Below are 24,071 nucleotides of genomic sequence, written 5' to 3' on the forward strand. Positions count from 1 at the left end.
AATTGACCGGTGTGGTTCTCCGTCATCTGGGGTGGGGTGACTTCTGATGCGCGAGTCACTAGAATGCTTGCCCTTGATTCTGGAGTCGGGCTATCGCCGGCTAACGTCTGTGCAACGAGGAATATCCATGCAAGTTTCTGTTGAAAACACTTCCGCTCTCGAGCGCCGCATGACCATCGCCGTTCCGGCCGAGCGCGTCGAGAACGAAGTCAACAAGCGTCTGCAGCAGACTGCCAAGCGCGCCAAGGTCGCCGGCTTCCGCCCAGGCAAGGTGCCGATGAGCGTCATTCGTCAGCGTTTCGAGGCCGATGCCCGTCAGGAAGCGTTCGGTGACCTGGTCCAGGCTTCCTTCTACGAAGCCATCGTCGAGCAGAAGCTGAACCCGGCTGGTGCTCCTGCTGTCGAGCCCAAGTCCTTCGAAAAAGGCAAGGACCTGGAATTCGTCGCCATCTTCGAAGTCTTCCCAGAGTTCACCGTTAGCGGCCTGGAGTCGATCAAGGTCGAGCGCCTGAGCGCCGAAGTCGCTGACGCGGACCTGGACAACATGCTGGAAGTGCTGCGCAAGCAGAACGTACGTTTCGAGGCCGTTGAACGTGCCGCCCAGAACGACGATCAGGTCAATATCGATTTCGTTGGCAAGATCGACGGCGAAGCTTTCGCGGGTGGTTCGGCCAAGGGCACCCAGCTGGTGCTGGGCTCCGGCCGCATGATCCCAGGCTTCGAAGACGGTCTGGTTGGCGCAAAAGCGGGCGAAGAACGCGTTGTCAACGTGACCTTCCCTGAGGACTACCAGAACCTGGACCTGGCCGGCAAGGCTGCCGAGTTCACCATCACCGTCAACGGCGTTTCGGCACCTCAGCTGCCTGAGCTGAACGAAGCCTTCTTCGCCCAGTTCGGCATCAAGGAATCGACCCTGGAAGGCTTCCGCGCCGAAGTTCGCAAGAACATGGAGCGTGAGCTGCGTCAGGCAATCAAGGCCAAGGTCAAGAACCAGGTCATGGACGGTCTGCTGGCCGCCAACCCGATCGAAGTGCCGAAGGCTCTGCTGGAGAACGAAGTCAACCGTCTGCGCGTGCAGGCTGTTCAGCAGTTCGGCGGCAACATCAAGCCAGAGCAACTGCCGGCCGAGCTGTTCGAAGAGCAAGCCAAGCGCCGTGTGGTCTTGGGTCTGATCGTTGCTGAGGTGGTCAAGCAGTTCGAGCTGAAGCCGGACGACGCCAAGGTCCGCGAAATGATCGAGGAAATGGCCTCGGCCTACCAAGAGCCGGAGCAGGTCATCTCCTGGTACTACAAGAACGACCAGCAACTGAACGAAGTCCGTTCGGTTGTGCTGGAAGAACAAGTTGTAGATACTGTCCTGCAGAAAGCGACTGTGACCGACAAGTCGGTCTCGTACGAAGAAGCTGTCAAGCCAGCACAGGCTCCTGCCGCCGCTGAGTGATAGGTCTTCTCTCGTAGGAAACCCCCACAAGCCAGCCTTCGAGCTGGCTTGTGCGTATTCAAGCCATGACTATTTGGGAGTGAGTGCAGGACATGTCCCGCAATTCTTATATTCAACAGAGCTCCGACATCCAGGCCGCGGGCGGTCTGGTCCCGATGGTTATCGAGCAGTCCGCCCGTGGCGAGCGCGCCTACGACATCTACTCGCGCCTATTGAAGGAGCGTGTGATTTTCCTGGTTGGTCCCGTAGAGGACTACATGGCCAACCTGGTGGTGGCACAACTGCTGTTCCTTGAAGCGGAAAACCCGGACAAGGATATCCATCTGTACATCAACTCGCCGGGTGGCTCGGTCACCGCCGGCATGTCGATCTACGACACCATGCAGTTCATCAAGCCGGACGTCTCGACCATCTGCATCGGTCAGGCCTGCAGCATGGGCGCTTTCCTGCTGGCGGCCGGCGCTGCAGGCAAGCGTCACTGCCTGCCGAACTCGCGCGTGATGATTCACCAGCCATTGGGTGGCTTCCAGGGCCAGGCGACCGATATCGAGATCCATGCCCAGGAAATCCTCAACATCAAGGCGCGTCTGAACGAGCTGCTGGCTCATCACACTGGCCAGGATCTCGAGACCATCAAGCGCGACACCGAACGCGACAACTTCATGAGTGCCGCGCGCGCGGCCGAGTACGGCCTGATCGACTCGGTCTACGACAAGCGGCAACTGGCGTCCTGAACCAAGGTGCCAGAGCGGGTGGGCGCCGTTGGCGCCTACCTGCGGACTTGAAAAAGCCCGCAATTGCCTTCATCTTGTGTTTCATGCCTACCGGATTGGATCGATCGAATGACTGACACCCGTAACGGCGAGGACAGCGGCAAATTGCTCTATTGCTCCTTCTGCGGCAAAAGCCAGCACGAAGTGCGCAAATTGATTGCCGGGCCCTCGGTATTTATCTGCGACGAGTGCGTCGACCTGTGCAACGACATCATCCGTGAGGAGGTGCAGGAAGCCCAGGCCGAAAGCAACGCGCACAAATTGCCATCGCCGAAAGAAATCAGCGGTATCCTGGACCAGTACGTCATTGGTCAGGAGCGCGCGAAAAAGGTGCTGTCCGTAGCGGTGTACAACCACTACAAGCGCCTGAACCAGCGTGACAAGAAGGGCGACGAAGTCGAACTCGGCAAGAGCAACATCCTGCTCATCGGGCCGACTGGCTCGGGCAAGACCCTGCTCGCCGAAACCCTTGCACGCCTGTTGAACGTACCGTTCACCATCGCCGACGCCACCACCTTGACCGAAGCCGGTTACGTGGGTGAGGACGTCGAGAACATCATTCAGAAACTGCTGCAAAAGTGCGACTACGACGTGGAAAAGGCCCAGATGGGCATTGTCTATATCGATGAGATCGACAAGATCTCGCGCAAGTCGGACAACCCGTCGATCACTCGCGACGTGTCGGGCGAGGGCGTGCAGCAGGCGCTGTTGAAGCTGATCGAAGGGACTGTGGCTTCCGTGCCGCCTCAGGGTGGTCGCAAGCATCCGCAACAGGAATTCCTGCAGGTTGATACCCGCAATATCCTGTTCATCTGCGGCGGTGCGTTCTCGGGCCTGGAAAAGGTCATTCAGAACCGCTCCACCAAAGGTGGCATCGGTTTTGGCGCTGAAGTGCGCAGCAAGCAGGAAGGCAAGAAGGTCGGCGAGTCCTTGCGTGAGGTCGAACCGGATGATCTGGTCAAGTTTGGCCTGATTCCGGAGTTCGTCGGCCGTCTGCCGGTGCTGGCAACCCTCGACGAGCTGGATGAGGCTGCACTGATGCAGATCCTCACCGAGCCGAAGAACGCCTTGACCAAGCAGTATGCCAAGCTGTTCGAGATGGAAGACGTGGACCTCGAGTTCCGTAGCGACGCGCTCAAGGCGGTTGCTCGCAAGGCGCTCGAGCGCAAGACCGGCGCCCGGGGCCTGCGTTCGATCCTCGAAGGCGTGCTGCTTGACACCATGTACGAGATTCCTTCGCAGAAGGATGTCAGCAAGGTGGTGATCGACGAGAGCGTCATCGATGGCACCTCGCAGCCTTTGCTGATCTACGAGAACAGCGAGCCGCAAGCCAAGGCCGCACCTGACGCCTGAGTCGGGTAAGCCAAGTCGAGCAAGAAAGGGGCCTATGGGCCCCTTTCTGCTTTTCCGATCTCAACGCTTGTAATTTTATGGACCTGCCCCCACATTAGGTCCAAGCATCATTTCCACCGGTTTCCGGCCATAAGGCCGCTGTAGAGGCGAAATCATGAAGACCACCCTCGACTTGCCTCTTTTGCCATTGCGCGATGTCGTTGTTTATCCGCACATGGTCATCCCGCTGTTCGTGGGACGCGAGAAGTCCATCGAAGCCCTTGAGGCGGCGATGACGGGCGAGAAGCAGATCCTCCTGCTGGCCCAGAAGAATCCTGCCGACGATGACCCGGGCGAAGATGCCCTGTATCGCGTCGGTACCATTGCCACTGTCCTGCAATTGCTGAAGCTACCCGACGGTACCGTCAAGGTGTTGGTCGAGGGCGAGCAGCGCGGCGCCGTCGAGCGTTTCACGGAAGTGGAAGGGCATGTCCGTGCCGAAGTCACCCTGATCGATGAAGTCGAGGCCGCCGAGCGCGAGTCGGAAGTCTTCGTGCGCACGTTGCTGTCGCAGTTCGAGCAGTACGTCCAGTTGGGCAAGAAGGTCCCGGCTGAAGTCCTGTCCTCGCTCAACAGCATCGAAGAGCCCGGCCGCCTGGTCGACACCATGGCCGCCCATATGGCCCTGAAGATCGAGCAGAAGCAGGAAATCCTCGAAATTGTCGATCTACCGACCCGGGTCGAACATGTCCTGGCATTGCTCGATGCAGAGATCGACCTGCTGCAGGTCGAGAAGCGTATCCGTGGCCGGGTCAAGAAGCAGATGGAGCGCAGCCAGCGCGAGTACTACCTGAATGAGCAGATGAAGGCCATTCAGAAGGAGCTCGGCGATGGCGACGAGGGCCACAACGAAGCCGAGGAGCTGAAGAAGCGTATCGAAGCTGCTGGCCTGCCCAAGGACGCCTTGGCCAAAGCCCAGGCCGAGCTGAACAAGCTCAAGCAGATGTCGCCGATGTCCGCAGAGGCCACTGTGGTTCGCTCCTACCTGGACTGGCTCGTGCAGGTGCCTTGGAAAGCCCAGAGCAAAGTACGTCTGGACCTGGCAAAGGCCGAGGAAATCCTCGATGCCGATCACTATGGCCTGGAAGAGGTCAAGGAACGCATCCTTGAATATCTCGCTGTGCAGAAGCGCGTGAAGAAGATTCGCGGCCCTGTGCTTTGCCTGGTAGGTCCACCTGGCGTTGGTAAAACCTCCCTGGCCGAATCGATCGCGGCTGCTACCAACCGCAAGTTCGTGCGCATGGCCTTGGGCGGTGTGCGTGACGAAGCCGAGATCCGAGGCCATCGTCGCACCTACATCGGTTCCATGCCGGGTCGTTTGATTCAGAAAATGACCAAGGTGGGTGTACGCAACCCGCTGTTCCTGCTTGACGAGATCGACAAGATGGGCAGCGACATGCGCGGCGATCCCGCCTCGGCATTGCTGGAAGTGCTCGACCCTGAGCAGAACCACAACTTCAACGACCACTACCTGGAGGTCGACTACGACCTCTCGGACGTGATGTTCCTGTGCACCTCGAACTCGATGAACATTCCGCCGGCGCTACTCGACCGGATGGAGGTCATCCGCCTGCCGGGCTACACCGAGGACGAGAAGATCAACATCGCGGTCAAGTACCTGACGCCCAAGCAAGTGAAGGCCAATGGCCTGAAGAAGGGTGAACTGGAGATCGATGTCACGGCGATCCGCGACATCATTCGTTACTACACCCGCGAAGCCGGCGTGCGCGGTCTGGAGCGCCAGATCGCCAAGGTCTGCCGCAAGGTGGTCAAGGAGCACACCGGCGAGAAGCAGCTCAAGGTCAAGGTGACCGGCGAGCAGCTCGAACATCTGCTGGGCGTGCGCAAGTTCCGCTACGGCCTGGCAGAGCAGCAGGATCAGATCGGCCAGGTCACCGGCCTTGCCTGGACCCAGGTGGGCGGCGAACTGCTTACCATCGAAGCCGTGGTCATCCCCGGCAAGGGCCAGTTGATCAAGACCGGCTCTTTGGGCGACGTCATGGTCGAATCGATCACCGCCGCGCAGACCGTGGTACGCAGCCGTGCCCGCAGTCTGGGCATCGCCGCCGATTTCCACGAGAAGCACGATGTGCACATCCACATGCCCGAGGGCGCTACGCCTAAGGACGGCCCAAGTGCGGGTATCGGCATGTGCACGGCGCTGGTCTCGGCACTTACCCAGATTCCGGTGCGCGCCGATGTGGCCATGACCGGTGAAATCACCCTGCGTGGCCAGGTTCTGGCCATCGGTGGCTTGAAGGAAAAACTCCTTGCGGCACACCGCGGTGGGATCAAGACGGTGATCATTCCAGAGGAAAACGTTCGTGATCTGAAGGAGATTCCGGAAAATATCAAACAGGATCTTCAGATCAAACCGGTCAAATGGATTGACGAAGTCCTCCAAATTGCGCTGCAATACGCCCCGGAGCCCTTGCCAGATGTGGCTCCGGAGATTGTCGCGAAAGATGAAAAGCGCGACGGCGATGCTAAGGAAAGAATTAGCACGCACTAGTACGTATTTCGCTGGGGGGCTTTCCTTGACAGTTTTTTCGGGGCCTTGCTATAAAACGGCACGCCAGTGTCAATAGGCCGCCCAGTGCTCGTTTCATAAGCTTTTCATTACATACTTAGAAACAAACTCAATAGAGATATAAGGGGACTTAGAGTGAACAAGTCGGAACTGATTGACGCTATCGCCGCATCCGCTGACATTCCGAAAGCTGTAGCTGGCCGTGCGCTGGACGCAGTCATCGAATCCGTCACCGGCGCCCTGAAGCAAGGTGACGATGTTGTACTGGTTGGCTTCGGTACCTTCTCGGTCAAGGAGCGCGCTGAGCGCACCGGCCGTAACCCGCAAACCGGCAAGGCGATCAAGATCGCTGCTGCCAAGGTTCCAGGCTTCAAGGCTGGCAAAGGCCTGAAAGACGCCGTCAACTAAGTCGTCTCTTTCAGCCGGACCTGGTCACACCAGGCCCGACCGCGTGACGGCGGGGCCGCAAACGTTCCCGTTGGCACGCTCGCTTTGAAAAGGCGCATCCCACAGGATGCGCCTTTCTTCTATCAGGACTCTACCCACGCTCCACGGTTGTCGACGCAGTGGTACAACCGTTTCTGGGGGACGCATGCTGCAGAATATCAGGGACAATTCACAAGGTTGGATTGCCAAGACCATCATCGGCCTTATCGTCGTGCTGATGGCGCTGACCGGCTTCGAGGCCATTTTCCAGGCCACCAGCCATAGCCAGGACGCCGCCAAGGTGAACGGCCAGACCATCAGTCAGAACGAGCTGAGCCAGGCCGTCGACATGCAGCGCCGCCAGCTGATGCAACAGCTGGGCAAGGATTTCGACCCAGCACTGCTGGATGAAAAGATGCTGCGCGAAGCTGCGCTCAAAGGGCTGATCGAGCGCAAGCTGCTGTTGCAGGGTGCCGAGGACGCCAAGTTCGCCTTCTCCGAGGCCGCGCTGGATCAGCTGATCCTGCAGACACCGGAGTTCCAGGTCGACGGCAAGTTCAGCGCCGAACGTTTCGATGCGGTCATTCGCCAGATGGGCTATGGGCGCATGCAATTCCGCGAGATGCTCGCCGAGGAAATGCTCATCGGGCAATTGCGCACCGGCCTTGCCGGCAGCAGCTTCGTCACCGACAAACAAGTCGAAGCCTTCGCTCGCCTGGAGAAGCAGACCCGCGATTTCGCTTCGCTGACCTTCAAGGCCGACCCGGCCGCCGTCAAGGTGAGCGACGACGAGGTCAAGGCGCACTACGACCAGCACGCCAAGGAATTCATGACACCCGACCAGGTGGTCATCGATTACATCGAGCTGAAGAAGTCGGCCTTCTTCGACCAGGTACAGGTCAACGAGGACGAACTCAAGGCCCTGTACGAGAAGGAAATCGCCAACCTGGCCGAACAGCGCCATGCCGCGCATATCCTCATCGAGGTCGACGACAAGGTTTCCGATGCACAGGCCAAGGCCCGTATCGAAGAGATCCAGCAGCGTCTGGCCAAGGGAGAGGACTTTGCCACACTGGCCAAGGAATTCTCCAAGGACCCAGGTTCGGCCAGCAATGGCGGTGATCTCGGCTTCGCAGGCCCAGGCGTCTACGACCCAGCCTTCGAGGATGCCCTGTACAAGCTGAACAAGGACCAAGTATCGGCACCGGTGCGCACCGAGTACGGTTACCACCTGATCAAGCTGCTAGGTGTGCAGGCACCGGAAGTGCCGACCTTTGCAAGCCTAAAAGACAAGCTGACCCGCGAACTCAAGACCCAACAGGTCGAACAGCGCTTCGTGGAAGTGACCAAGCAGTTGGAAGACGCCGCGTTCGAGGCCTCTGACCTGGCTCAGCCGGCCCAGGACCTGGGCCTGAAGGTTCAGACTTCGGCCGCATTCGGTCGGGAAGGCGGTGAGGGCATCACGGCCAACCGTTCGGTCGTCCAGGCCGCTTTCAGCGAAGAAGTGCTGGAAGAGGGCGCCAACAGCAATGCCATCGAGCTGGATCCGGAGACCGTGGTCGTGCTGCGTGTCAAGGAGCATCGCAAGCCGGAGCAACTGCCGCTGGAGGCTGTGGCCAAGAACATCCGCGAGCACCTGGCCAAGGAGAAGGCGACTGCCGAGCTCAAGGCCAAGGCTGACAAGCTGATCGCTGGCCTGCGCGATGGCGCCATCCCGCTGACCTCCGAACAGGAAGGCCAGAAGTGGAAGACCCAAGAGGCCGTTACGCGTGGCCAGGACGGTATCGATCCGGCCGAACTGCAAGCGGTATTCCGCCTGGCCAAGCCTGCCTCCAAGGACAAGCCGGTCTACGGCAGCGTGGTCCTCGGCGATGGCAGCCTGGTGGTGTTGCAGCTCAAGGGGGTCAACGAAGGCGCTGCAGCCACTGACGAGGAGAAAGCGCAGATCCGCCGTTACCTCGCTTCGCGTGCAGGCCAGCAGGACTTCGCGGCCTACCGTAAGCAACTAGAAGCCGCGGCTGACGTCACTCGTTACTGAGTGCTATCGCGCAACAAGACAGGCCGCTCATGCGGCCTTTCTTGTTTTTTGGGAGGGGCTAACGCCGTTCACCTTCGTAGATGTCCATCGTGTCCCGGGCAATTTCCCGTCCCAGGGCGATCAGTTCCGGCGCCTTGTAGAACTCGAAGAAGCGGCACACCCGCTTGGGCACGTTGATCAGCACGTCTGGCGGATAGCCGGCGATCTTGTACTGAGCGAGGGAGGTCTGCATGACTTCGAAGCTCTGGTTGATCAAGTCGAGCAAGGACGCAGGCCCTACGTTATCGACGATGAAGGAACCGGTGGCGGACCTGGGCGCGCCGCCACGTTCGGGGGCCGCTGCCGGCTGCTGGCCTTCCGGGTCTGCAGACTCGCCAAGCCAGGGGTCGCTGGCGTTCAGTCCCTCGGCAACGATTTCCTGTTCGATGCGCATCAATTGTTCGGCCGGTTTGCGGCGAAAGGGCAGACGTGAGCCCAACGAGCTGATGACCGCGTCGAAGCGCATCTTGAACGCTGCAGGCCGCTCGATCACCGGCAATTGGTATTGTTTCTGGTTGGTGGCATTGAGGTTGACGGCGATGATCAGGTCGCAATGGCTGGACACCACCGGCACGATCGGCAGCGGATTGAGAATGCCGCCATCGACTAGCATGCGGTTACCCTGCATCACCGGTGTGAACAGGCTGGGGATCGCCGCCGAGGCCCGCATGGCCTGGTGCAGGCAGCCTTCCTGGAACCAGATCTCCTGCTGGTTGGTGAGGTCCGCTGCCACCGCCGTATAGGGAATGGACAGTTGTTCGATGTTCACCTCGCCGACGATCTTGCGGATCTGGCCAAACACTTTGTCGCCGCGGATCGCGCCTAAGCGAAAGCTCACATCCACCAGGCGCAGCACGTCGAGGTAGTCCAGGCTCTCGATCCAGCTGCGGTATTCATCCAGTTTTCCGGCAGCATAGATCCCACCGATCACCGCACCCATCGAACAGCCGGCGATGCAGGCGATTTCGTAGCCGCGTCGCTCTATCTCCTCGATCACGCCGATATGCGCATACCCGCGTGCGCCCCCCGATCCCAGTACCAATGCCACGCGTTTGCTCATGACTGTCCCCCTACTGCTGTGCAACCATGGTCCAACAATGCACCCATTGTTGCCTGTGCTTCAATGTAGACCGTGCTGGGCTACGCTGAGCAGGGCACTTTTCGCTTGCCTGAGCGTCGAACGGCCACTCTTTTTGTTCAAACTTGAGGTTACTGACTGATGAAAGCCTGGATCTGCCTTCCCCTGATCGCTCTTGCCCTCACCGGTTGCGCGGGCAAGACGGCGTACCGTGACAGCTGTGCGACTCAGCTCGATGCTGCATGGAAGGAGCTGGACCTGGCCAAGGCCGAAGGGTTTGCCGGCACCGTCAGCTATTCCAAGGCCCTGTCGCTGTTGACCGGCGCCAAGACGCAGCAGCAGTTCGAGGCCTTCGAAGGCTGTAGCCGCAAGGCCGAGAAGGCGCGTTTTTACATCCGTGAGTCCCGCGCGGGTCGTTGATCCAGGAGGGCTGTATGGCCGCCATGCTCGATCATGTCATCGCCCAGGTGCTGGCCTTGCAGGTCCGTCTGCTGGCATGCCGGGAGCGGCTGGCGGCCGATGTCGACAGCGAAGCCTTGCACGACCTGCGTACAAGCCTGCGGCGCCTGCGGAGCCTGCTGCGGCCTTTGCGGGGGCTGCCCGGTGTCGAGCAGTTGGAGGACGCCGCGCGCTCGCTGGGGGCGCTCACGACCCCCTTGCGGGACCGTGAGGTGCTAGCGGCCCACCTGATCGGCCAAGGGCACCAGCAGGCTGGGGCGCGTCGTCTGGAGGGCAGGGCGGGCATTTTCGCCAGTGTGGCCGTGAGCCGTCAGCTCGCCCGGGTGCTGGCGATCATCGACACCTTTCCGTTGTTCCTGCGGGCCTGCGCGCGCGAAGGCTTGGCCAGTGGCCTGGACAAGCGCATCGACAAGCGCCTGAACAAACAATGGCGCAAGCTCGAGAAAGCGCTTGACGACCCCAGCCACGACCGTCATCGCCTGCGTTTATTGATCAAGCGGGTGCGCTATGGCGACGAGGCGTACCCACAGCTGGAGCACGCCGGAAACAAACTGCAACGCCTGCTCAAGCGCACCCAGGCCGACCTGGGCGATTGGCACGACCGTGTGCAATGGCTTTTGCTGGCGCGTGATCACGCCGATCTGGCGCCCTTCAAGAAAGCCTGGGAACGCGAGCTGCATGAGGCCGAGCAGAAGGCCGATGCCACCCTTGAGGCCTTGCGGGCAGTCGTGGCGCGTCGATAGCCATAGGGAATGGCCATTATGCGGGCTGTCAGCCAGACACTCGCTGGCTAATATCGGGGCACGTCCTGACGCGGGCACGTCCCGTGGCAGCCAATCAAGCCCCGGTGCAGGAGCCGAACATGAATTTCACGCAATTGCTCAGCGCCGTGCGCGAGTGTCCCGAATCTGTCAGTGTGCCGGCCAGTTGGGGCCAGGGGCGCGCGGTATTTGGCGGGCTGATGGTCGCGCTGATGCATGAGGCGATGCGTGCCAAGCTTGGTGAGGGACGTCCGGTGCGGTCGTTGGCTGTCACCTTTGTTGGGCCAGCGACGCCGCAGGTGCCGATCAGTTTCGAGGTCGAGGTGTTGCGTGAGGGCAAAGCTGTCAGCACGCTGCTGGGACGCGCGGTGCAGGAGGGGCAGGTGGTGACCTTGGTACAGGGCAGCTTCGGAGATGGCCGTCCTTCGGCAATCGAGGTCAAGGCTCAGCCTGCCGTGGACATGAAGCCGCTAGAGCAGTCTGCCGCCGAATTGCCCTATATCAAAGGCGTGACGCCTGAGTTCATGCGTCATGTGGCTTTGCGTTGGGCCATAGGCGGCCTGCCGTTCAGCGGTAACGATGATCGACGGATGGGCGGTTGGGTACGCCTGCGCGATATGGCCGACGGGCCGGCGAGCGAAGCGCATCTGCTGGCAATGGTCGATGCCTGGCCGCCCAGTCTGCTACCGCATCTTAAACAACCTGCCGCAGGCAGCACCCTGACCTGGACGATCGAGTTCATTCAGCCAGCGCCCAAGCTGTCGACCTTGGACTGGTGTCGTTACTGTGTCGAGACCGAGCACGCCCGCGATGGCTATGGGCACGCCTCGGCCGCCCTGTGGACAGCCGAGAACGAGCTGATTGCCTTGAGCCGACAGACCGTGACGGTGTTCGCCTAGATCTGGGCAGCTAGCGGCGATGCTTGTGGCGCTCGCGCCAGGCACGCCACCAGGCACCGCTCAGCAGAAAGCGCGGAAAGGTGATGAATTGCTCGGTCAGTACACGCTGAACGGCGTCCTTGCGGCTGGCGAAGGGTTCGGGTTGCTCGGTTTCCAGACGATGGCCGTGGCGCTGCAGTCCAAAGCCAGCGGCCAGGGCGATCAAGCCGATGGCCAGTTGGCCGAGGTCCAGGCCAAATACCCCGCCGAGCATCAACAGGGCGCCCAGGATGAACAATGGGACGGCGATCAGATGCAGCACCAGGTTGGTCGGATGCCGGTGATTGTGATGGTAACCACGCCATTGCCAGGCGTGCAGATTGGGCAGGCGTTTGCTCATGGGCATTTCCTCTCGGTCATGCCCAAAGCTTAGTGTGGCCCTACGGCGAGGGCCAATCGAGGCGGGTTATCGGCCTTATAGCTTGAGCTGGCCGATGGCTTTGTTCAGCTCGGCTGCCAGGGTCGCCAGCTCGTTGCTGGTGGTGGCAGAACCGACGGTCTGCTGGACCGTTTCCTCGGTGACGTCACGAATGCTCACCACCGCCCGGTTCATCTCTTCGGCCACCTGGCTTTGTTGTTCGGCGGCGACGGCGATCTGCGTGTTGCTCTCGCGCATTTGCGCGACGGCACTGGTGATCTCCAGCAACGCCTCGCCTGCCTCTTGGGCCTGTTTGACACAATCGTCGGCCTTGTAGGAGCTCTCCTGCATGAAATCCACGGCATCACGGGTACCTGCCTGCAGGGCGGACACCATGCCGGTGATTTCATCGGTGGAGGTCTGCACGCGCTTGGCCAGGTTGCGCACTTCGTCCGCCACCACGGCAAACCCACGTCCCAGGTCGCCTGCCCGGGCCGCCTCGATCGCAGCATTGAGGGCCAGTAGATTGGTTTGCTCGGCGATGCTATGGATGACGCCGACTACGCCGTTGATGCGCTGGCTGTCCTCGGCGAGCTGGCGAATCATTTCGGCGGTTTGCTGAACACCGCTGGACAGGCCGGCGATGGAGTCCTGCACACGTGTGACCACCGCCTGGCCGCTGCCGGCCAGGGTATCGGCGGTTTGCGACAGGTCACGGGTGGCGCCGGCATGCTGGGCAATGTGATGGACCGTGGCGGACATCTCGTTGATGGCGGTGGCAGCCTGGTCGGTCTCGCTTTGCTGGCCGATCATGCCGTGGCGCACCTCGTCCATGCTCGCTGCCAGGCGTGCTGCGCCGCTGTCCAATTGCGCTGCGGTACGAGCTACCGTGCTGACCACCCGGTGGTAGGTGGCTTGCATTGCATTGAAGGCGCCTGCCATCTGGCCGACTTCATCGCCACAGGACAGCGGGACACGGGCCGACAAGTCGCCAGTCTTCTCCACATGCAGCATCACGTCTTTGAGCGTATTGAGCTGGCTGAGCAAGAAACGGATCAGCAACTGCGAAGCGCAGAGCATCGCCAACATCAGAATCAGCACGCAGACCGCGTATTGGGTGAAGCGCTCGAAGAACACCTGGCGCAGGCTGGGGGATTCGGCCAGCACAGCGATGCGCTGCTCTGCCCGGTGGATCACTTGGGCGCCCTGCAAGGGATTGTTGCCCAGGATCCAGGCATTGGGCAGGGCGACCCAGCCTTGTGCATCGACCAAGGCCTCACGCGGCTGGTTGGCGATGACCGGCGTCTGCCCGGACTGCCACATCACGACCTGGGAGGGTTGGGGCAGTGGTTGCCCTTCAGGCCAGGCCGCGATCAGCTCGGCCTGGGCAATGGCCTGGTTGCGCGCACCTTCTGCACGGGCTTGCTGCTCCAGGTAAACCGCGTAGAGCACCAGGAGCAGGGTCGTGACGAAGGCCACCGCATTGACGGCCCAGAACTTGTACTTCAGGGAAATATTGCTAAGCCAGGCACCCATGGATAGGTCTTCTCTGAGTTGAGCGGAAACATTATTGGCAAGGTGCCATCATTGTGTCCGCTCGTCCCAGCGCCTGCCTTGATATGCGTCAACAAACCCCAGCCCGGCTTCAGGGCAGCTGGAAGAATGCTTTGGCGGTGGCAGTGGTGTGGGCGGCTGTCTGTTCCAGGGATTCTCCCCTGTGCAGCGCAACCTCTCGCAGGACTTCGGGCAGGAAAGCAGGCTCGTTGAGGCCCTTCTTTGGCTTCGGACGAAGGCTGCGCGGCAGCAGATAGGGTGCGTCGCTTTCGAGCATCAGGCGGCCTTCGGGGATGTTGCCTACCAGCGGGTGAAGATGGGGGCCGCGGCGCTCGTCGCAAATCCAGCCCGTGATACCGATGTGCAAGTCCAGATCCAGGTAGGCGAACAAGGCTTGGCGCTCGCCGGTGAAGCAGTGCACCACGGCCGCTGGTAGGTGGTCACGATAGACTTTGAGGATCGCCAGCAGCCGTGCGCTGGCCTCTCGCTCATGGAGGAACACGGGCAAGCCCAGCTCGGCGGCCAACGCCAACTGAGCCTCCAGCGCTTTCTCTTGTTGCGGGCGGGGGGAGAAGTCGCGGTTGAAATCGAGCCCGCACTCGCCCACGGCCCGCACCCGCGGCTGGGCCAGCAGTTCACGCAGCAAGCGCTCGCTGGCGTTGTCCCAATGGCTGGCATCGTGGGGGTGGATACCGGCTGTGGTGAACAAGCGCAGGCTTTCCGGATCGAGCTGCGAAGCGAGCGTCAGGGCCTGTTCGCTGACCTGGAGGCTAGTCCCGGTGAGCACCATCTGGACCACGCCCGCCTGTACGGCCCGCTCGACGACAGCGGCCTGCTGGTCATGGAAACTGCTGTTGGTCAGGTTGACGCCAATATCGATCAGTTGCATCTTTCTACCTCGTGCCGCGGGCCGGCCAGCATAGCAAAAAACGGGTAATTCGTAAGAAATCCCAGAACTTCAAGTGGTTGTCGTGGTCTTTTAGCGTCATTTGTCATGGACGGACCTCGCTGTATGACACCCGCTCCCAGCCCCCGGACAGGTTCTCGCATGCTGCGATCACTGCTGATACCGCTGCTTGTCGGCTTGACCCTGGCCCCAGCGGCCAATGCGCGGCTGCCGGGGCCCCAGCAGCATGTTCCGGCCAGCCAAGTTCGCGACCTGGCACAGATCCGCAGCAGCAAAGTCCTCAGGGTTTTGGTCAACCAGAGTCGCAACAGCTCGGGTGAAGTCAAAGGCGAGCCGGTGGGTGTGGAACACCACCGCTTGCGAGGTCTCGAGCACTACCTAAATGCTCGGGCCCGGGACGGTCAGCAAATCCGCCTCAAGCTCATCCCCCGCGCCAAGGAACAATTGCTTGCCGCCCTGCAGCGTGGCGAGGGCGATTTGGCGGCCCCTGGCGAGCTGCTCGATCCTGCGCTGGTGCGTGGGGTCAGTGGCAGCGTAGCGGTCCGGGACCAGGTGCAATTGATGCTGGTCGGACGCAAAGGGGAGCGCGGCTTCACCCGGGTGGATCAGTTGTCCGGACGAACTGTCGCGTTGACCAGTGCCAGCGCCGCCGGCGCGGTGATCACCCAGATCAACCAGCAACTGGCGTTGCGCAAGCGTGCACCGATCAAGGTGGAGTGGGTCGATGCCAGTCTGGCGGTGGAAGATGTGCTGGAGATGGTCCAGGCAGGCATTTATCACCTGACCGTGGTGGAGCGCCCGATTGCCCAGCGCTGGGCTCGGGTGATGCCGCGCTTGCGGCTGGATTCGCGCGTGAGCCTGGGCCAGCCTCAGGCGATGCGCTGGTATGTGCGACGTGACGCCAGCATGTTGCTCGCCACGGTGGATCGCTTCCTGGAAGGCTACCGAGCACCGGCGAACCAGGACGCAGCCTTCGAGCGTATCTACCGGCGTCAATACCGTGTGCATGACCCGCTGGCGAGAAAGGACCGCAAGCGTCTGGAGTCGTTGCGCACGGTGCTGCAGAAGCATGGCGCTGCGCAGCAGATCGACTGGCTGAACCTGGCGGCGCTGGCGTTCAAGGAATCCACCTTCAACCCGGCGGCTCGCGGAGGTGGTGGCGCGCATGGGCTGATGCAGATCACGCCGGCAGCGGCTCGCCGCGTGGGGGTGAGTGACATCGCCTCGGTCGACGGCAATGTGCAGGCGGGCGCCCGGTATCTGGCATTGATCCGCCGCAAGTTTTTCGCCAGCCCCCAGCTCAACGAGCGTGAGCGCATGGCGTTTGTCCTCGCCGCCTACAACCTTGGACCGGAACGGGTCCAGGCCATGCGCGCCGAGGCGCGGCGCCGCGGGCTAAATGGCAATCAGTGGTTCTTCCAGACCGAGCGCATCGCCATGGAGCAGGTAGGCATGGGGCCGGTCAACTTCGTCAACAGCGTCAATAAGTATTTCCTGGCTTTCAATCGGCAGCGGGAATCGCTGGAGCGCGTCGCGAACCGCTAACAAATCGAATATATAGATGTTAATAGGCCGTTTATTGCGCTTTTTGTATCTATTTGGATGATTAGAATGGCGCCATCTGCACACATCATCCCTTGATTCAGGAAGCATCGAAATGAACAACACACTCAACGCCCTGTTCGTTACCCGCGCCGGCACTGGTCTGAGCGTCATCCGTATCCTGGTAGGCATCATCTTCTTGGCCCACGGTGCCCAGAAGCTGTTCGGCCTGTTTGGCGGCTACGGGCTGGAAGGCACCGGCCAATGGATGGAAAGCATCGGCCTGGCCCCAGGCTACCTGATGGCTCTGTTGTCGGGCAGCGCCGAGTTCTTCGGTGGCCTGGCCCTCGTGATTGGCTTGCTGGCACGGCCTGCGGCACTGGCGCTGTCCGTGACCTTGGTGGTAGCGATCCTCTCGGTGCACATCAACAATGGCCTGTTCATGGCGAACAATGGCTACGAGTTCGCCCTGGCGCTACTGGCGGGTACGGTCGCGGTGTTGATCGAAGGCGCAGGCCGCTTCTCCTTGGACCGGCTGATCGCTCGCCACTGATCTGCGGCTAACATCGAACCCGCTTTCCAGGTGTACGGGTAAGCGGGTTTTTTCATGTGAAGGGGCAGACCTGCGAAAGTCTTAGCGTTTAGCTGCTATCGGTATCTTGTAACTTATCGCGTCACGCTCTAGCATACCGACTGCGCCGATTTAAACAGCTACTTGCGGGGCGCGGGATAACTCTTTTGGGTCATCCGAAATACCGCTAAAGCGCTGGTTCGGTGACGCCTCCCACCGCTGCCCAGCGGGATTTGCGAGGCGCAGAGATATCTCCATGAGTTGTCCACGTACCAGTGTCTGCTTGAGTCCATTGCCTGCCAGCCAGGCTTCCCGTACACCGCGCATCCTGCTCGGTGGCCAGCATCAACCCACACTTTTACGCAACCTTGACGGCTTGTCGCGGCGCAAGGGGCAAGCGCGTGCATTTCTCGTACAGTTTGCCGAAACCTGTGACGGCTTTGCCCAGTTTGGCAATGACCGTTTCGACCTTGCGGTGATCCAGGCGCCCTTGGCCGCCGACGCCGCCGAAGTCATCGGCCAGCTGACACGTATCGCGCGCCAGGGGCTAATCACCCGCCGCTGAGCTGCGTGTCGTCCACGGGATTTTTCGCTAAGCTCGGAGCCCTCCGCTGGTGTGCGTCAGCGGAGGATGCACTGAGGAGAATGCCGCTTGAGCACCAACATCATCACCACTGAAGGTCATGAGGCTCTGAAGAAAGAGCTCGATCACCTGTGGCGAGTCTATCGTCCCGAGATTACCCAGAAGGTCACCTGGGCCGCCTCCCTGGGCGACCGCAGCGAGAACGCGGACTACCAGTACAACAAGAAGCTTTTGCGAGAGATCGACCGCCGGGTCCGGTACCTGCGCAAGCGGCTTGAAGACGTCAAGGTGGTGGCCTATTCGCCGCAGCAAGAGGGCAAGGTGTTCTTTGGTGCCTGGGTGGAAATCGAAAATGACGAAGGCGAGGTGCTCAAGTTTCGGATTGTGGGGTATGACGAGATCTATGGGCGCAACGACTATATTTCCATCGACTCACCCATGGCGCGGGCGCTGCTCAAGAAGGAAGAGGGTGATGAGGTGGTGGTGAAGACACCTACGGGGGAGGCGATCTGGTACGTCAATCGAATTTGTTATGGGATTGATGGGTAGTCGGGTTGTGCTGTTTTCAAGAGGCTTCGCGCGAACGCATCTCATACAGACCTTCGATTGAGGGACATTTCCCAGAGGGCCGCTGTGCGGCCCATCGCAGGTCTGAAAGCCCAAACCTACCCCTCCCGCAATACCACCAACGGACTCGCGTTCAAGGCCCGCCGCGTCCCGACGACTCCAGCTCCGCCTACCACGACAGCTCCCACCACCGGCACCACCAGCAACCAGGGATGTGGCCCCCACGCCAGATCAAACGCATATCGGTAGAGCACCCAAGTAATCAGCTCGCACCCTAGCGCAGCCAACAACCCACTCACCGCTCCAAGCAAGCCGAACTCGATCCGCCTTGCCTTGACCAGCAACGGCCTGGCGGCCCCTAGCGCGCGCAACAACGCCCCCTGGCGAATACGTTCGTCCAATGTCGCCTGGAGCCCGGCGAATAGCACCGCCAGCCCCGCCGCCAGCACGAACAACAGTACGTATTCGACCGCCCATGTCACCTGCGCCAGGATGCTGCGCAACTGCGCCAGCAGCGCATCGACCTGGAGAATGGTCACCGCCGGAAACGCCCGTGACAGAGCAACGACTTCCTGGTCGTGCCCTGGCGCCAGGTAGAAACTGGTCAGGTAGGTCGCCGGCAGCCCTTGCAAGGTTCCAGGCTGGAAGATCATGTAGAAGTTGGGCTGGAAGCTGTCCCAGTGCACGGCACGCAAGCTGGTCACCCGCGCCTGGCGTTGCTGGCCGCCGATATCGAAGTCAAGCAGATCTCCGAGCTTGAGTTTCAGGCTGTCGGCAAGCTGGGCTTCCACCGAAACCCCAGGCAACTCGTCTGCAGCAGGTGATGCTTGCCACCAGTGGCCGGCGCTCAGGGTGTTGCCCGGAGGCAGTTCGGCGGCCCAGGTGAGGCTGAGGTCACGCTGCACGGCGCGCTCGGCGGTGGACTCCTTGCTGACCAACTGGCGCACCGGCTGACCGTTGATGTGCGTCAGACGTCCCGGTATCACCGGATACAGGGGAGCTGAGCTGGCGTTGATCGCCTGCAGTCGCTGGGCGAAAGGGTCGCGCTCGTCAGGCAGGATATTGAGGGCGAAGTGGTTGGGGGCGTCATTGGGCAGCTGAGCTTGCCAGGTATCGAGCAATTCACCTCGCAGCAGTGCGACCAAGGCCATGGCCAGCAGGATCAGGCCGAAGGCTAGCGTCTGGCCGGCGGCAGCCAGTGGATGGCGCAGCAGTTGACCCAGGCCCAGACGCCAGGCCAAGGGAGCACTGGCCAGCACTCGTCGCAGGCTGCGCAGGCCTAGCAGTAGCAGGCCACCAAGCAGCAAGGCGGCGAAGACGCCCCCGGCGAGCAAGGCCGAAGTGAGTAAAAGGTCCAGGCTCAAACGCCACATGATCAGCCCCAGGGCAAACAGGGCTGCGCCGTATACCAGCCAGCTGCTCGGCGGCACGGGTAACAAGTCGCGGCGCAATACACGCAAGGGTGGGACGCGGCCAAGGGCGGCCAGCGGCGGCAGGGCGAACCCGGCCAAGGCCACCAGGCCAGTGCCTATGCCGGCCAGGGCTGGGGTCATGCCGCCAGCCGGCACCTCGCTCGGCATCAGCCCTTGCAACAAACGGAACAGCCCCAGCTGCGCCAGCCAGCCGAGCAAGGCGCCGGTGGTCGCGGCAATCAGGCCGAGCGCGGCCAATTGCAGGCAGTACATGCCCAGTGCCTGATGTCGGGAAAGCCCCAGGCAACGCAACAAGGCACTGGCATCCAGGCGGCGGGCCGCATAGCGACTGGCAGACAGCGCGACGGCAACCCCGGCCAGCAATACCGCCACCAGGCTGGCCATGTTCAGGTAGCGCTCAGCCTTGCCCAGCGCACCACCGACTTGCTGGTTACCATCGCGTGTGTCGAGCAGGCGCTGGTTGGCGGCCAAGGTCTTTTTCACCTCCCCACGGTACTGCGCCAGCGCCTCGGGAGTACCGCGCCACAGGTCGCGGTAGCTGACCCGGCTTCCCGGCTGGATCACGCCGGTGGACTGCAGGTCCGCTATGTTCATCAGCACGCGTGGTGTGAGGCTATAGAAGTTGTTGGCGCGATCGGGTTCGTAGGTCAGCACACGGCTCATACGCAAGGTCTTCATGCCGACGTCGATGCTGTCGCCAATCGATAGCCCCAGCGCCGCCAGTAGACGTGCCTCGACCCAGGCTTCGCCAGGTGCGGGGCCGCCGCCAGGGATTTCCTCGGCATAGGGCGTGGCGGCACTGCGCAGCTGGCCGCGAAGAGGGTAGGCGGCGTCGGCGGCCTTGATGCTCGATAGCTGGATGCCGCTGTCGCCACCGACCACGCTGGTGAACTCCACCACGTGAGCGTGCTGCAGGCCGGCCGCCTTGCCTGCGCTGATTTGCTTGTCTCGGGCCGGCGAGCCGCCTTGCAGCACCAAGTCAGCACCGAGGAATTCGCTGGCGCGTAATTGCATGGCACCGTTTAGGCGCGCGCCGAAGTAGCCGATGGCAGTGCTGGCTGCCACCGCCACCAGCAGGGCGAAAAACAGCACCCGAACTTCCCCGGCGCGGGCATCGCGCAGTAACTGCCGCAGGGCCAGGCGACAGAAGAGGGAGAAGGGCAGGCGGCTCATCAGGACTCCACCAGGCGGCCGGCATCCAGGCGGATCAGGCGTCGGCAGCGTTGGGCCAGGCGCTCGTCATGGGTGACCAGAACCAGTGTGGTCCCACGCTCCTTGTTCAATTCGAACAACAAGTCGCTGATGCGTTCGCCGGTATGGCTGTCCAGATTTCCGGTCGGCTCGTCGGCGAACAGCACCGCAGGCTGGGCTGCAAAGGCGCGGGCGATCGCCACCCGTTGTTGTTCGCCACCGGAGAGTTGGCGTGGGGTGTGGCTCAGGCGTTTGCCCAGGCCGACCCGCTCCAGCAGGGTCCGGGCTTGCTCGCGTGCATCGCGGCGGCCATCGAGCTCCAGCGCAAGCATGACGTTTTCCAGAGCGTTGAGGCTGTCGAGCAACTGGAACGACTGAAACACGAAGCCCACATGCTCGGCGCGCACCCGGGCACGCTGATCTTCATCGAGAGGGCCCAGGTCATGGCCGGCGAGTATGACCTTGCCCGCACTGGGGCGGTCGAGGCCGGCGAGCAGACCGAGCAGGGTCGATTTACCCGAGCCCGAGGCGCCCACGATGGCCAGGCTGTCGCCTTGCGCAAGGGACAATGACAGGGCGTGGAGGATGGTCAGGTCACCTTCCGCGCTGGGGACCACTTTGCTAAGGTTCTGCGCAACGAGAATGCTGGGGCCCATGGAGAATCCGATGCGAGTGTGGTGGTTGAGTGCCGGTCTGGCCCTGTATTGCCTGGCCCAAAGCGCGGCGGCAGGTACACTGCTGGTCGTTGGGGATAGTATCAGCGCCGGTTTTGGCCTGGATAGCCGCCAAGGATGGGTTTCCCTGCTGCAGCAGCGCCTTAAGGAGGAGGGTTATACCGACCAGGTGGTCAATGCCTCGATCAGTGGAGACACCAGTGCCGGTGGCCAGGCGCGGCTGCCGGCGCTGCTTGCGGCGCACAAGCCGAGCCTGGTGGTACTGGAGCTTGGCGGCAACGACGGACTGCGAGGGCTGCCGCCCCAGCAATTGCAACAAAATCTTGCTTCGATGGTCGATCAGGCGCGTGAGGCGGGCGCCAAGGTGGTTCTGCTGGGTATGCGGCTGCCGCCCAACTATGGTGTGCGTTATACCAGCGCCTTCGCTCAGGTCTATGAGCGCTTGTCGGCTCAGAAACAAGTCCCCTTGGTGCCTTTTTTTCTTGAAGGGGTCGGCGGTGTGCCGCAGATGATGCAGGCCGATGGTATCCACCCGACCGTAGGGGCCCAGCCGCGCTTGCTGGAAAATGCCTGGCCGGCGATAAAACCCTTGTTGTGACGCTTTTATCGGGGCCGGCTTTCGGCTAATGTTGCGCCCCCCGCTTCGAGAGCCCCCAATGCCGCGCCCTGCCTGGTCTTTGTACGCCTATCAACTGATCGAGCCCGATGAACAGCTCGACCTGTTCGCTTGCCAGGAGGTTCGCGTTCACCTGGTGGCGCGTCAGCTCGAGCTTGGCGTGCCCGTCGATCGCACGCTGTGCGGTGGGCTGTTGCCAGCGCAACCGCGCTGGTCCGCAGTGGAGCGGTCGGTCTACCGCGATGGTCGCCTTTGTGCGTTGTGCCGAGCGATTCTCGATGCCCAGCGCCGTGGCATGCGTCCGGTGTGGCCGGAACTCTGAGCACCTTTCATCATCTGAAATGCCAGCATGAACCCGATGCCTCCCGCTTGTCCTGGGGTAGGTGTACAATCGATCCTCTTGACCCATCTTTCGAAGGATTTACCGGATGTTGCCGCGCCTTCCCGCCGTCACCCGTAGCTTGTCCCTGGCCGCCCTGTTGGTGGCCGGTCCAACCGTTGCGCTGGAATTGCCGTTGCCACCTGCCGGTGAAGATATCGTCGGCCAGGTCCAGGTGATCAAGGCCAAGTACGAAGACACCTTTGCCGACATCGGCACCGCCAATGACCTGGGCTACCTCGAAATGATCGCGGCCAACCCGGGCGTGGATCCATGGCTGCCGGGCGCTGGCACCGAGATCATCCTGCCGACCCGCTACATTCTGCCGCCAGGTCCGCGTGAAGGCATCGTCATCAACCTGGCCGAATACCGCATGTACTACTACCCGAAAGGGCAGAACGTGGTGCACACCTTCCCGCTGGGTATCGGTCGCGAAGGGTGGGGCTCGCCCATCGCCAACACCAAGATCACGGCCAAAACCCCTAATCCGACCTGGACACCACCCGCCTCGATCCGTGCCGAACACGCCGCCGACGGTGACATCCTGCCTGCCGTGGTGCCGGCCGGCCCGGACAACCCACTGGGGCCGTTCAAGTTCACCTTGGGTGTACCGGGTTACCTGATCCACGGTTCGAACAAGAAGTTCGGTATCGGCATGCGTACCAGCCATGGCTGCTTCCGTATGCTCAACAACAACGTGCTGGAACTTTCCAAGATGGTCCCGGTGGGTACGCCAGTACGTATCATCAACGAACCCTACAAGTTTGGCATCAGTGGCGGAAAGGTCTATCTCGAGGCTCATACACCGCTCGATGATCATGGCAATCCATCGGTGGTGGATAAACATACTGCGGTCATCAATGCTCTGCTCAAGCGCGAAGACCTGGCCAACAACTTGCGCATGAACTGGGACATGGTGCGCGACGTGGTGGCTGCCGAAGATGGCATGCCAGTGGAAATCGCGGTGCCGGTCAATGGTGGGACAGCGCCGATGGTTTCGAGCATTCCCCCGGAGCTGCAGTAAGGGGGATGTCTCTTTCGGGAGGTGCTCCCGTTAACCCGAATCGAGGCCTGCCTTAGTGCAGGCCTTTTTCGTTTTTGCCGTTTGCTTTTCAGGCGGGAATAAAAAAGCCGACCCACTAGTGGGTCGGCTCCATAACAATCCGTGAGGATTATTACTTGCGGCTGGCTTTGTCCAGCATGCGCAGAGCGCGCTCGTTGGCTTCGTCAGCGGTCTGCTGAGCCTTCTGAGCGGCAGCCAGAGCGTCATCAGCCTTACGGTAGGCTTCATCAGCACGAGCTTGAGCGCGAGCTGCTGCGTCTTCAGTCGCAGTCAGACGAGCTTCGGTTTCTTTGGATACGCTGCTGCAACCGGTAGCCAGAACTGCGGCCAGAGCCAGAGCAGAGAATTTCAGAACGTTGTTCATCGTGTTCCCCTTCAAGGACTTTCTATTAAAGAGCCATCTCTCGGAAAAGAGAAACTGGCCGGCGTACATAGTACCCATTACTTGTAGTAAGTAAACTGACTAAGCGCAAGAACTGCAAAAAAAATGTTGCCGCCCCCAAAAGGTGACAACCTTTGTATGGCATTTGTGAAAATTTTGCGCAGCGGCTGCAAGCATTTGTAGAGCGGGAACTTTTTGGTGAACTAATGGTGACTTTAACTGTCGGTCAGCGTCATAGGCCTAGAACACTGTGTACGCGGCCGCGAAGCGACCCGGCAGGGGTTATCTCGTACTTTTTCCCCGTGCCACCTTGAGCAATCCCGCTTCCGGCGCCTACTATTTGTAGGGTGCCCGCGCAGCAGAACGATTCGGATCG

General features: G+C 61.2%; 23 protein-coding genes. 16 read left to right on the forward strand and 7 right to left on the reverse strand.

The window, feature by feature from the left end; genetic code table 11:
- The first annotated feature begins 127 nt into the window (after positions 1 to 127).
- The 6 genes from tig to DQ397_RS14595 all read left to right on the forward strand — a co-directional run bounded on the left by tig (position 128) and on the right by DQ397_RS14595 (position 8,600).
- Entirely contained in the window at positions 128 to 1,441 is a 1,314-nt protein-coding gene (gene tig / locus DQ397_RS14570; protein WP_043213482.1) for a trigger factor, read from the forward strand.
- A 92-nt stretch (positions 1,442 to 1,533) separates the two neighbouring features.
- Complete coding sequence (gene clpP, locus DQ397_RS14575; protein ID WP_043213484.1) at positions 1,534 to 2,175, forward strand: ATP-dependent Clp endopeptidase proteolytic subunit ClpP; 642 nt, start codon at positions 1,534 to 1,536, stop codon at positions 2,173 to 2,175.
- 108 nt (positions 2,176 to 2,283) lie between these two features.
- Positions 2,284 to 3,567 carry an ATP-dependent Clp protease ATP-binding subunit ClpX gene (clpX, locus tag DQ397_RS14580; protein WP_043213487.1) on the forward strand — a complete coding sequence of 428 codons (1,284 nt, stop codon included), beginning with the start codon at positions 2,284 to 2,286 and terminating at the stop codon, positions 3,565 to 3,567.
- A gap of 154 nt (positions 3,568 to 3,721) precedes the next feature.
- Positions 3,722 to 6,118: an endopeptidase La gene (gene lon, locus DQ397_RS14585; RefSeq protein WP_043213489.1), complete on the forward strand. Its 2,397-nt coding sequence runs from the start codon at positions 3,722 to 3,724 to the stop codon at positions 6,116 to 6,118.
- Between the two features lie 153 nt (positions 6,119 to 6,271).
- The gene (gene hupB, locus DQ397_RS14590) at positions 6,272 to 6,544 is read left to right on the forward strand and encodes a nucleoid-associated protein HU-beta (RefSeq protein WP_011533117.1); all 273 of its coding nucleotides are present in this window, start codon (positions 6,272 to 6,274) and stop codon (positions 6,542 to 6,544) included.
- 184 nt (positions 6,545 to 6,728) lie between these two features.
- Positions 6,729 to 8,600: a SurA N-terminal domain-containing protein gene (locus tag DQ397_RS14595; protein ID WP_043213490.1), complete on the forward strand. Its 1,872-nt coding sequence runs from the start codon at positions 6,729 to 6,731 to the stop codon at positions 8,598 to 8,600.
- A gap of 58 nt (positions 8,601 to 8,658) precedes the next feature.
- Here DQ397_RS14595 and DQ397_RS14600 read toward each other — a convergent pair whose 3' ends face one another.
- Positions 8,659 to 9,699, reverse strand: coding sequence for a patatin-like phospholipase family protein (locus DQ397_RS14600; protein WP_043213492.1), 1,041 nt, complete (start codon positions 9,697 to 9,699; stop codon positions 8,659 to 8,661).
- Between the two features lie 159 nt (positions 9,700 to 9,858).
- On the opposite strand from DQ397_RS14600, the gene DQ397_RS14605 reads away from it, so the two are divergent.
- The 3 genes from DQ397_RS14605 to DQ397_RS14615 all read left to right on the forward strand — a co-directional run bounded on the left by DQ397_RS14605 (position 9,859) and on the right by DQ397_RS14615 (position 11,836).
- Complete coding sequence (locus DQ397_RS14605) at positions 9,859 to 10,137, forward strand: hypothetical protein (protein ID WP_043213493.1); 279 nt, start codon at positions 9,859 to 9,861, stop codon at positions 10,135 to 10,137.
- A gap of 14 nt (positions 10,138 to 10,151) precedes the next feature.
- Positions 10,152 to 10,919: a CHAD domain-containing protein gene (locus tag DQ397_RS14610; RefSeq protein WP_043213495.1), complete on the forward strand. Its 768-nt coding sequence runs from the start codon at positions 10,152 to 10,154 to the stop codon at positions 10,917 to 10,919.
- A 119-nt stretch (positions 10,920 to 11,038) separates the two neighbouring features.
- Complete coding sequence (locus DQ397_RS14615; RefSeq protein ID WP_043213497.1) at positions 11,039 to 11,836, forward strand: acyl-CoA thioesterase II; 798 nt, start codon at positions 11,039 to 11,041, stop codon at positions 11,834 to 11,836.
- A 10-nt stretch (positions 11,837 to 11,846) separates the two neighbouring features.
- Here DQ397_RS14615 and DQ397_RS14620 read toward each other — a convergent pair whose 3' ends face one another.
- From DQ397_RS14620 to DQ397_RS14630, 3 genes are all read right to left on the reverse strand, one after another.
- Positions 11,847 to 12,215 carry an Mpo1-like protein gene (locus DQ397_RS14620; protein WP_043213499.1) on the reverse strand — a complete coding sequence of 123 codons (369 nt, stop codon included), beginning with the start codon at positions 12,213 to 12,215 and terminating at the stop codon, positions 11,847 to 11,849.
- Between the two features lie 75 nt (positions 12,216 to 12,290).
- On the reverse strand, positions 12,291 to 13,769 hold the full coding sequence (locus DQ397_RS14625) for a methyl-accepting chemotaxis protein (protein ID WP_043213501.1): 1,479 nt from the start codon (positions 13,767 to 13,769) through the stop codon (positions 12,291 to 12,293).
- Between the two features lie 109 nt (positions 13,770 to 13,878).
- Entirely contained in the window at positions 13,879 to 14,676 is a 798-nt protein-coding gene (locus DQ397_RS14630) for a TatD family hydrolase (protein WP_043213503.1), read from the reverse strand.
- A gap of 159 nt (positions 14,677 to 14,835) precedes the next feature.
- Between DQ397_RS14630 and DQ397_RS14635 the strand changes: the two genes are divergently transcribed.
- The 4 genes from DQ397_RS14635 to greB all read left to right on the forward strand — a co-directional run bounded on the left by DQ397_RS14635 (position 14,836) and on the right by greB (position 17,939).
- On the forward strand, positions 14,836 to 16,239 hold the full coding sequence (locus tag DQ397_RS14635) for a transglycosylase SLT domain-containing protein (protein ID WP_043213505.1): 1,404 nt from the start codon (positions 14,836 to 14,838) through the stop codon (positions 16,237 to 16,239).
- Between the two features lie 112 nt (positions 16,240 to 16,351).
- Positions 16,352 to 16,789, forward strand: a complete 438-nt coding sequence (locus DQ397_RS14640; protein WP_043213508.1) for a DoxX family protein — start codon at positions 16,352 to 16,354, stop codon at positions 16,787 to 16,789.
- Between the two features lie 274 nt (positions 16,790 to 17,063).
- Complete coding sequence (locus tag DQ397_RS14645) at positions 17,064 to 17,372, forward strand: hypothetical protein (protein WP_043213510.1); 309 nt, start codon at positions 17,064 to 17,066, stop codon at positions 17,370 to 17,372.
- An 87-nt stretch (positions 17,373 to 17,459) separates the two neighbouring features.
- Positions 17,460 to 17,939, forward strand: a complete 480-nt coding sequence (gene greB, locus DQ397_RS14650) for a transcription elongation factor GreB (protein WP_043213512.1) — start codon at positions 17,460 to 17,462, stop codon at positions 17,937 to 17,939.
- Positions 17,940 to 18,055: 116 nt separating this feature from the next.
- Here greB and DQ397_RS14655 read toward each other — a convergent pair whose 3' ends face one another.
- Both DQ397_RS14655 and DQ397_RS14660 read right to left on the reverse strand, forming a co-directional pair.
- Positions 18,056 to 20,563, reverse strand: coding sequence for an ABC transporter permease (locus DQ397_RS14655; RefSeq protein ID WP_148921573.1), 2,508 nt, complete (start codon positions 20,561 to 20,563; stop codon positions 18,056 to 18,058).
- Positions 20,563 to 21,237: an ABC transporter ATP-binding protein gene (locus DQ397_RS14660; RefSeq protein WP_043213513.1), complete on the reverse strand. Its 675-nt coding sequence runs from the start codon at positions 21,235 to 21,237 to the stop codon at positions 20,563 to 20,565. Before DQ397_RS14660 ends, DQ397_RS14655 begins: the two co-directional genes overlap by 1 nt.
- A gap of 10 nt (positions 21,238 to 21,247) precedes the next feature.
- Between DQ397_RS14660 and DQ397_RS14665 the strand changes: the two genes are divergently transcribed.
- The 3 genes from DQ397_RS14665 (at position 21,248) to DQ397_RS14675 (ending at position 23,274) form a co-directional block, all read left to right on the forward strand.
- Positions 21,248 to 21,853 (forward strand): arylesterase, encoded by a 606-nt coding sequence (locus DQ397_RS14665; protein ID WP_090346861.1) that lies wholly within the window; start codon positions 21,248 to 21,250, stop codon positions 21,851 to 21,853.
- A 58-nt stretch (positions 21,854 to 21,911) separates the two neighbouring features.
- On the forward strand, positions 21,912 to 22,193 hold the full coding sequence (locus DQ397_RS14670) for a hypothetical protein (protein ID WP_043215816.1): 282 nt from the start codon (positions 21,912 to 21,914) through the stop codon (positions 22,191 to 22,193).
- 106 nt (positions 22,194 to 22,299) lie between these two features.
- Complete coding sequence (locus tag DQ397_RS14675; RefSeq protein ID WP_043215815.1) at positions 22,300 to 23,274, forward strand: L,D-transpeptidase family protein; 975 nt, start codon at positions 22,300 to 22,302, stop codon at positions 23,272 to 23,274.
- A gap of 151 nt (positions 23,275 to 23,425) precedes the next feature.
- Here the strand turns inward: DQ397_RS14675 and oprI are convergent, their stop codons facing one another.
- The gene (gene oprI, locus DQ397_RS14680; protein ID WP_003259780.1) at positions 23,426 to 23,677 is read right to left on the reverse strand and encodes an outer membrane lipoprotei OprI; all 252 of its coding nucleotides are present in this window, start codon (positions 23,675 to 23,677) and stop codon (positions 23,426 to 23,428) included.
- Positions 23,678 to 24,071: the final 394 nt, after the last annotated feature.

Source organism: Pseudomonas sp. CK-NBRI-02, assembly GCF_008124495.1.
GTDB classification, from domain to species: Bacteria; Pseudomonadota; Gammaproteobacteria; order Pseudomonadales; family Pseudomonadaceae; genus Aquipseudomonas; species Aquipseudomonas guariconensis.

Bases quoted from the DNA above. Each gene is read 5' to 3' on its own strand.
- tig (WP_043213482.1), top strand. From the start codon at position 128: ATGCAAGTTTCTGTTGAAAACACTTCCGCTCTCGAGCGCCGCATGACC.
- clpP (WP_043213484.1), top strand. From the start codon at position 1,534: ATGTCCCGCAATTCTTATATTCAACAGAGCTCCGACATCCAGGCCGCG.
- clpX (WP_043213487.1), top strand. From the start codon at position 2,284: ATGACTGACACCCGTAACGGCGAGGACAGCGGCAAATTGCTCTATTGC.
- lon (WP_043213489.1), top strand. From the start codon at position 3,722: ATGAAGACCACCCTCGACTTGCCTCTTTTGCCATTGCGCGATGTCGTT.
- DQ397_RS14595 (WP_043213490.1), top strand. From the start codon at position 6,729: ATGCTGCAGAATATCAGGGACAATTCACAAGGTTGGATTGCCAAGACC.
- DQ397_RS14600 (WP_043213492.1), bottom strand. From the start codon at position 9,699: ATGAGCAAACGCGTGGCATTGGTACTGGGATCGGGGGGCGCACGCGGG.
- DQ397_RS14605 (WP_043213493.1), top strand. From the start codon at position 9,859: ATGAAAGCCTGGATCTGCCTTCCCCTGATCGCTCTTGCCCTCACCGGT.
- DQ397_RS14610 (WP_043213495.1), top strand. From the start codon at position 10,152: ATGGCCGCCATGCTCGATCATGTCATCGCCCAGGTGCTGGCCTTGCAG.
- DQ397_RS14615 (WP_043213497.1), top strand. From the start codon at position 11,039: ATGAATTTCACGCAATTGCTCAGCGCCGTGCGCGAGTGTCCCGAATCT.
- DQ397_RS14620 (WP_043213499.1), bottom strand. From the start codon at position 12,215: ATGAGCAAACGCCTGCCCAATCTGCACGCCTGGCAATGGCGTGGTTAC.
- DQ397_RS14625 (WP_043213501.1), bottom strand. From the start codon at position 13,769: ATGGGTGCCTGGCTTAGCAATATTTCCCTGAAGTACAAGTTCTGGGCC.
- DQ397_RS14630 (WP_043213503.1), bottom strand. From the start codon at position 14,676: ATGCAACTGATCGATATTGGCGTCAACCTGACCAACAGCAGTTTCCAT.
- DQ397_RS14635 (WP_043213505.1), top strand. From the start codon at position 14,836: ATGCTGCGATCACTGCTGATACCGCTGCTTGTCGGCTTGACCCTGGCC.
- DQ397_RS14640 (WP_043213508.1), top strand. From the start codon at position 16,352: ATGAACAACACACTCAACGCCCTGTTCGTTACCCGCGCCGGCACTGGT.
- DQ397_RS14645 (WP_043213510.1), top strand. From the start codon at position 17,064: ATGAGTTGTCCACGTACCAGTGTCTGCTTGAGTCCATTGCCTGCCAGC.
- DQ397_RS14655 (WP_148921573.1), bottom strand. From the start codon at position 20,563: ATGAGCCGCCTGCCCTTCTCCCTCTTCTGTCGCCTGGCCCTGCGGCAG.
- DQ397_RS14660 (WP_043213513.1), bottom strand. From the start codon at position 21,237: ATGGGCCCCAGCATTCTCGTTGCGCAGAACCTTAGCAAAGTGGTCCCC.
- DQ397_RS14665 (WP_090346861.1), top strand. From the start codon at position 21,248: ATGCGAGTGTGGTGGTTGAGTGCCGGTCTGGCCCTGTATTGCCTGGCC.
- DQ397_RS14670 (WP_043215816.1), top strand. From the start codon at position 21,912: ATGCCGCGCCCTGCCTGGTCTTTGTACGCCTATCAACTGATCGAGCCC.
- DQ397_RS14675 (WP_043215815.1), top strand. From the start codon at position 22,300: ATGTTGCCGCGCCTTCCCGCCGTCACCCGTAGCTTGTCCCTGGCCGCC.
- oprI (WP_003259780.1), bottom strand. From the start codon at position 23,677: ATGAACAACGTTCTGAAATTCTCTGCTCTGGCTCTGGCCGCAGTTCTG.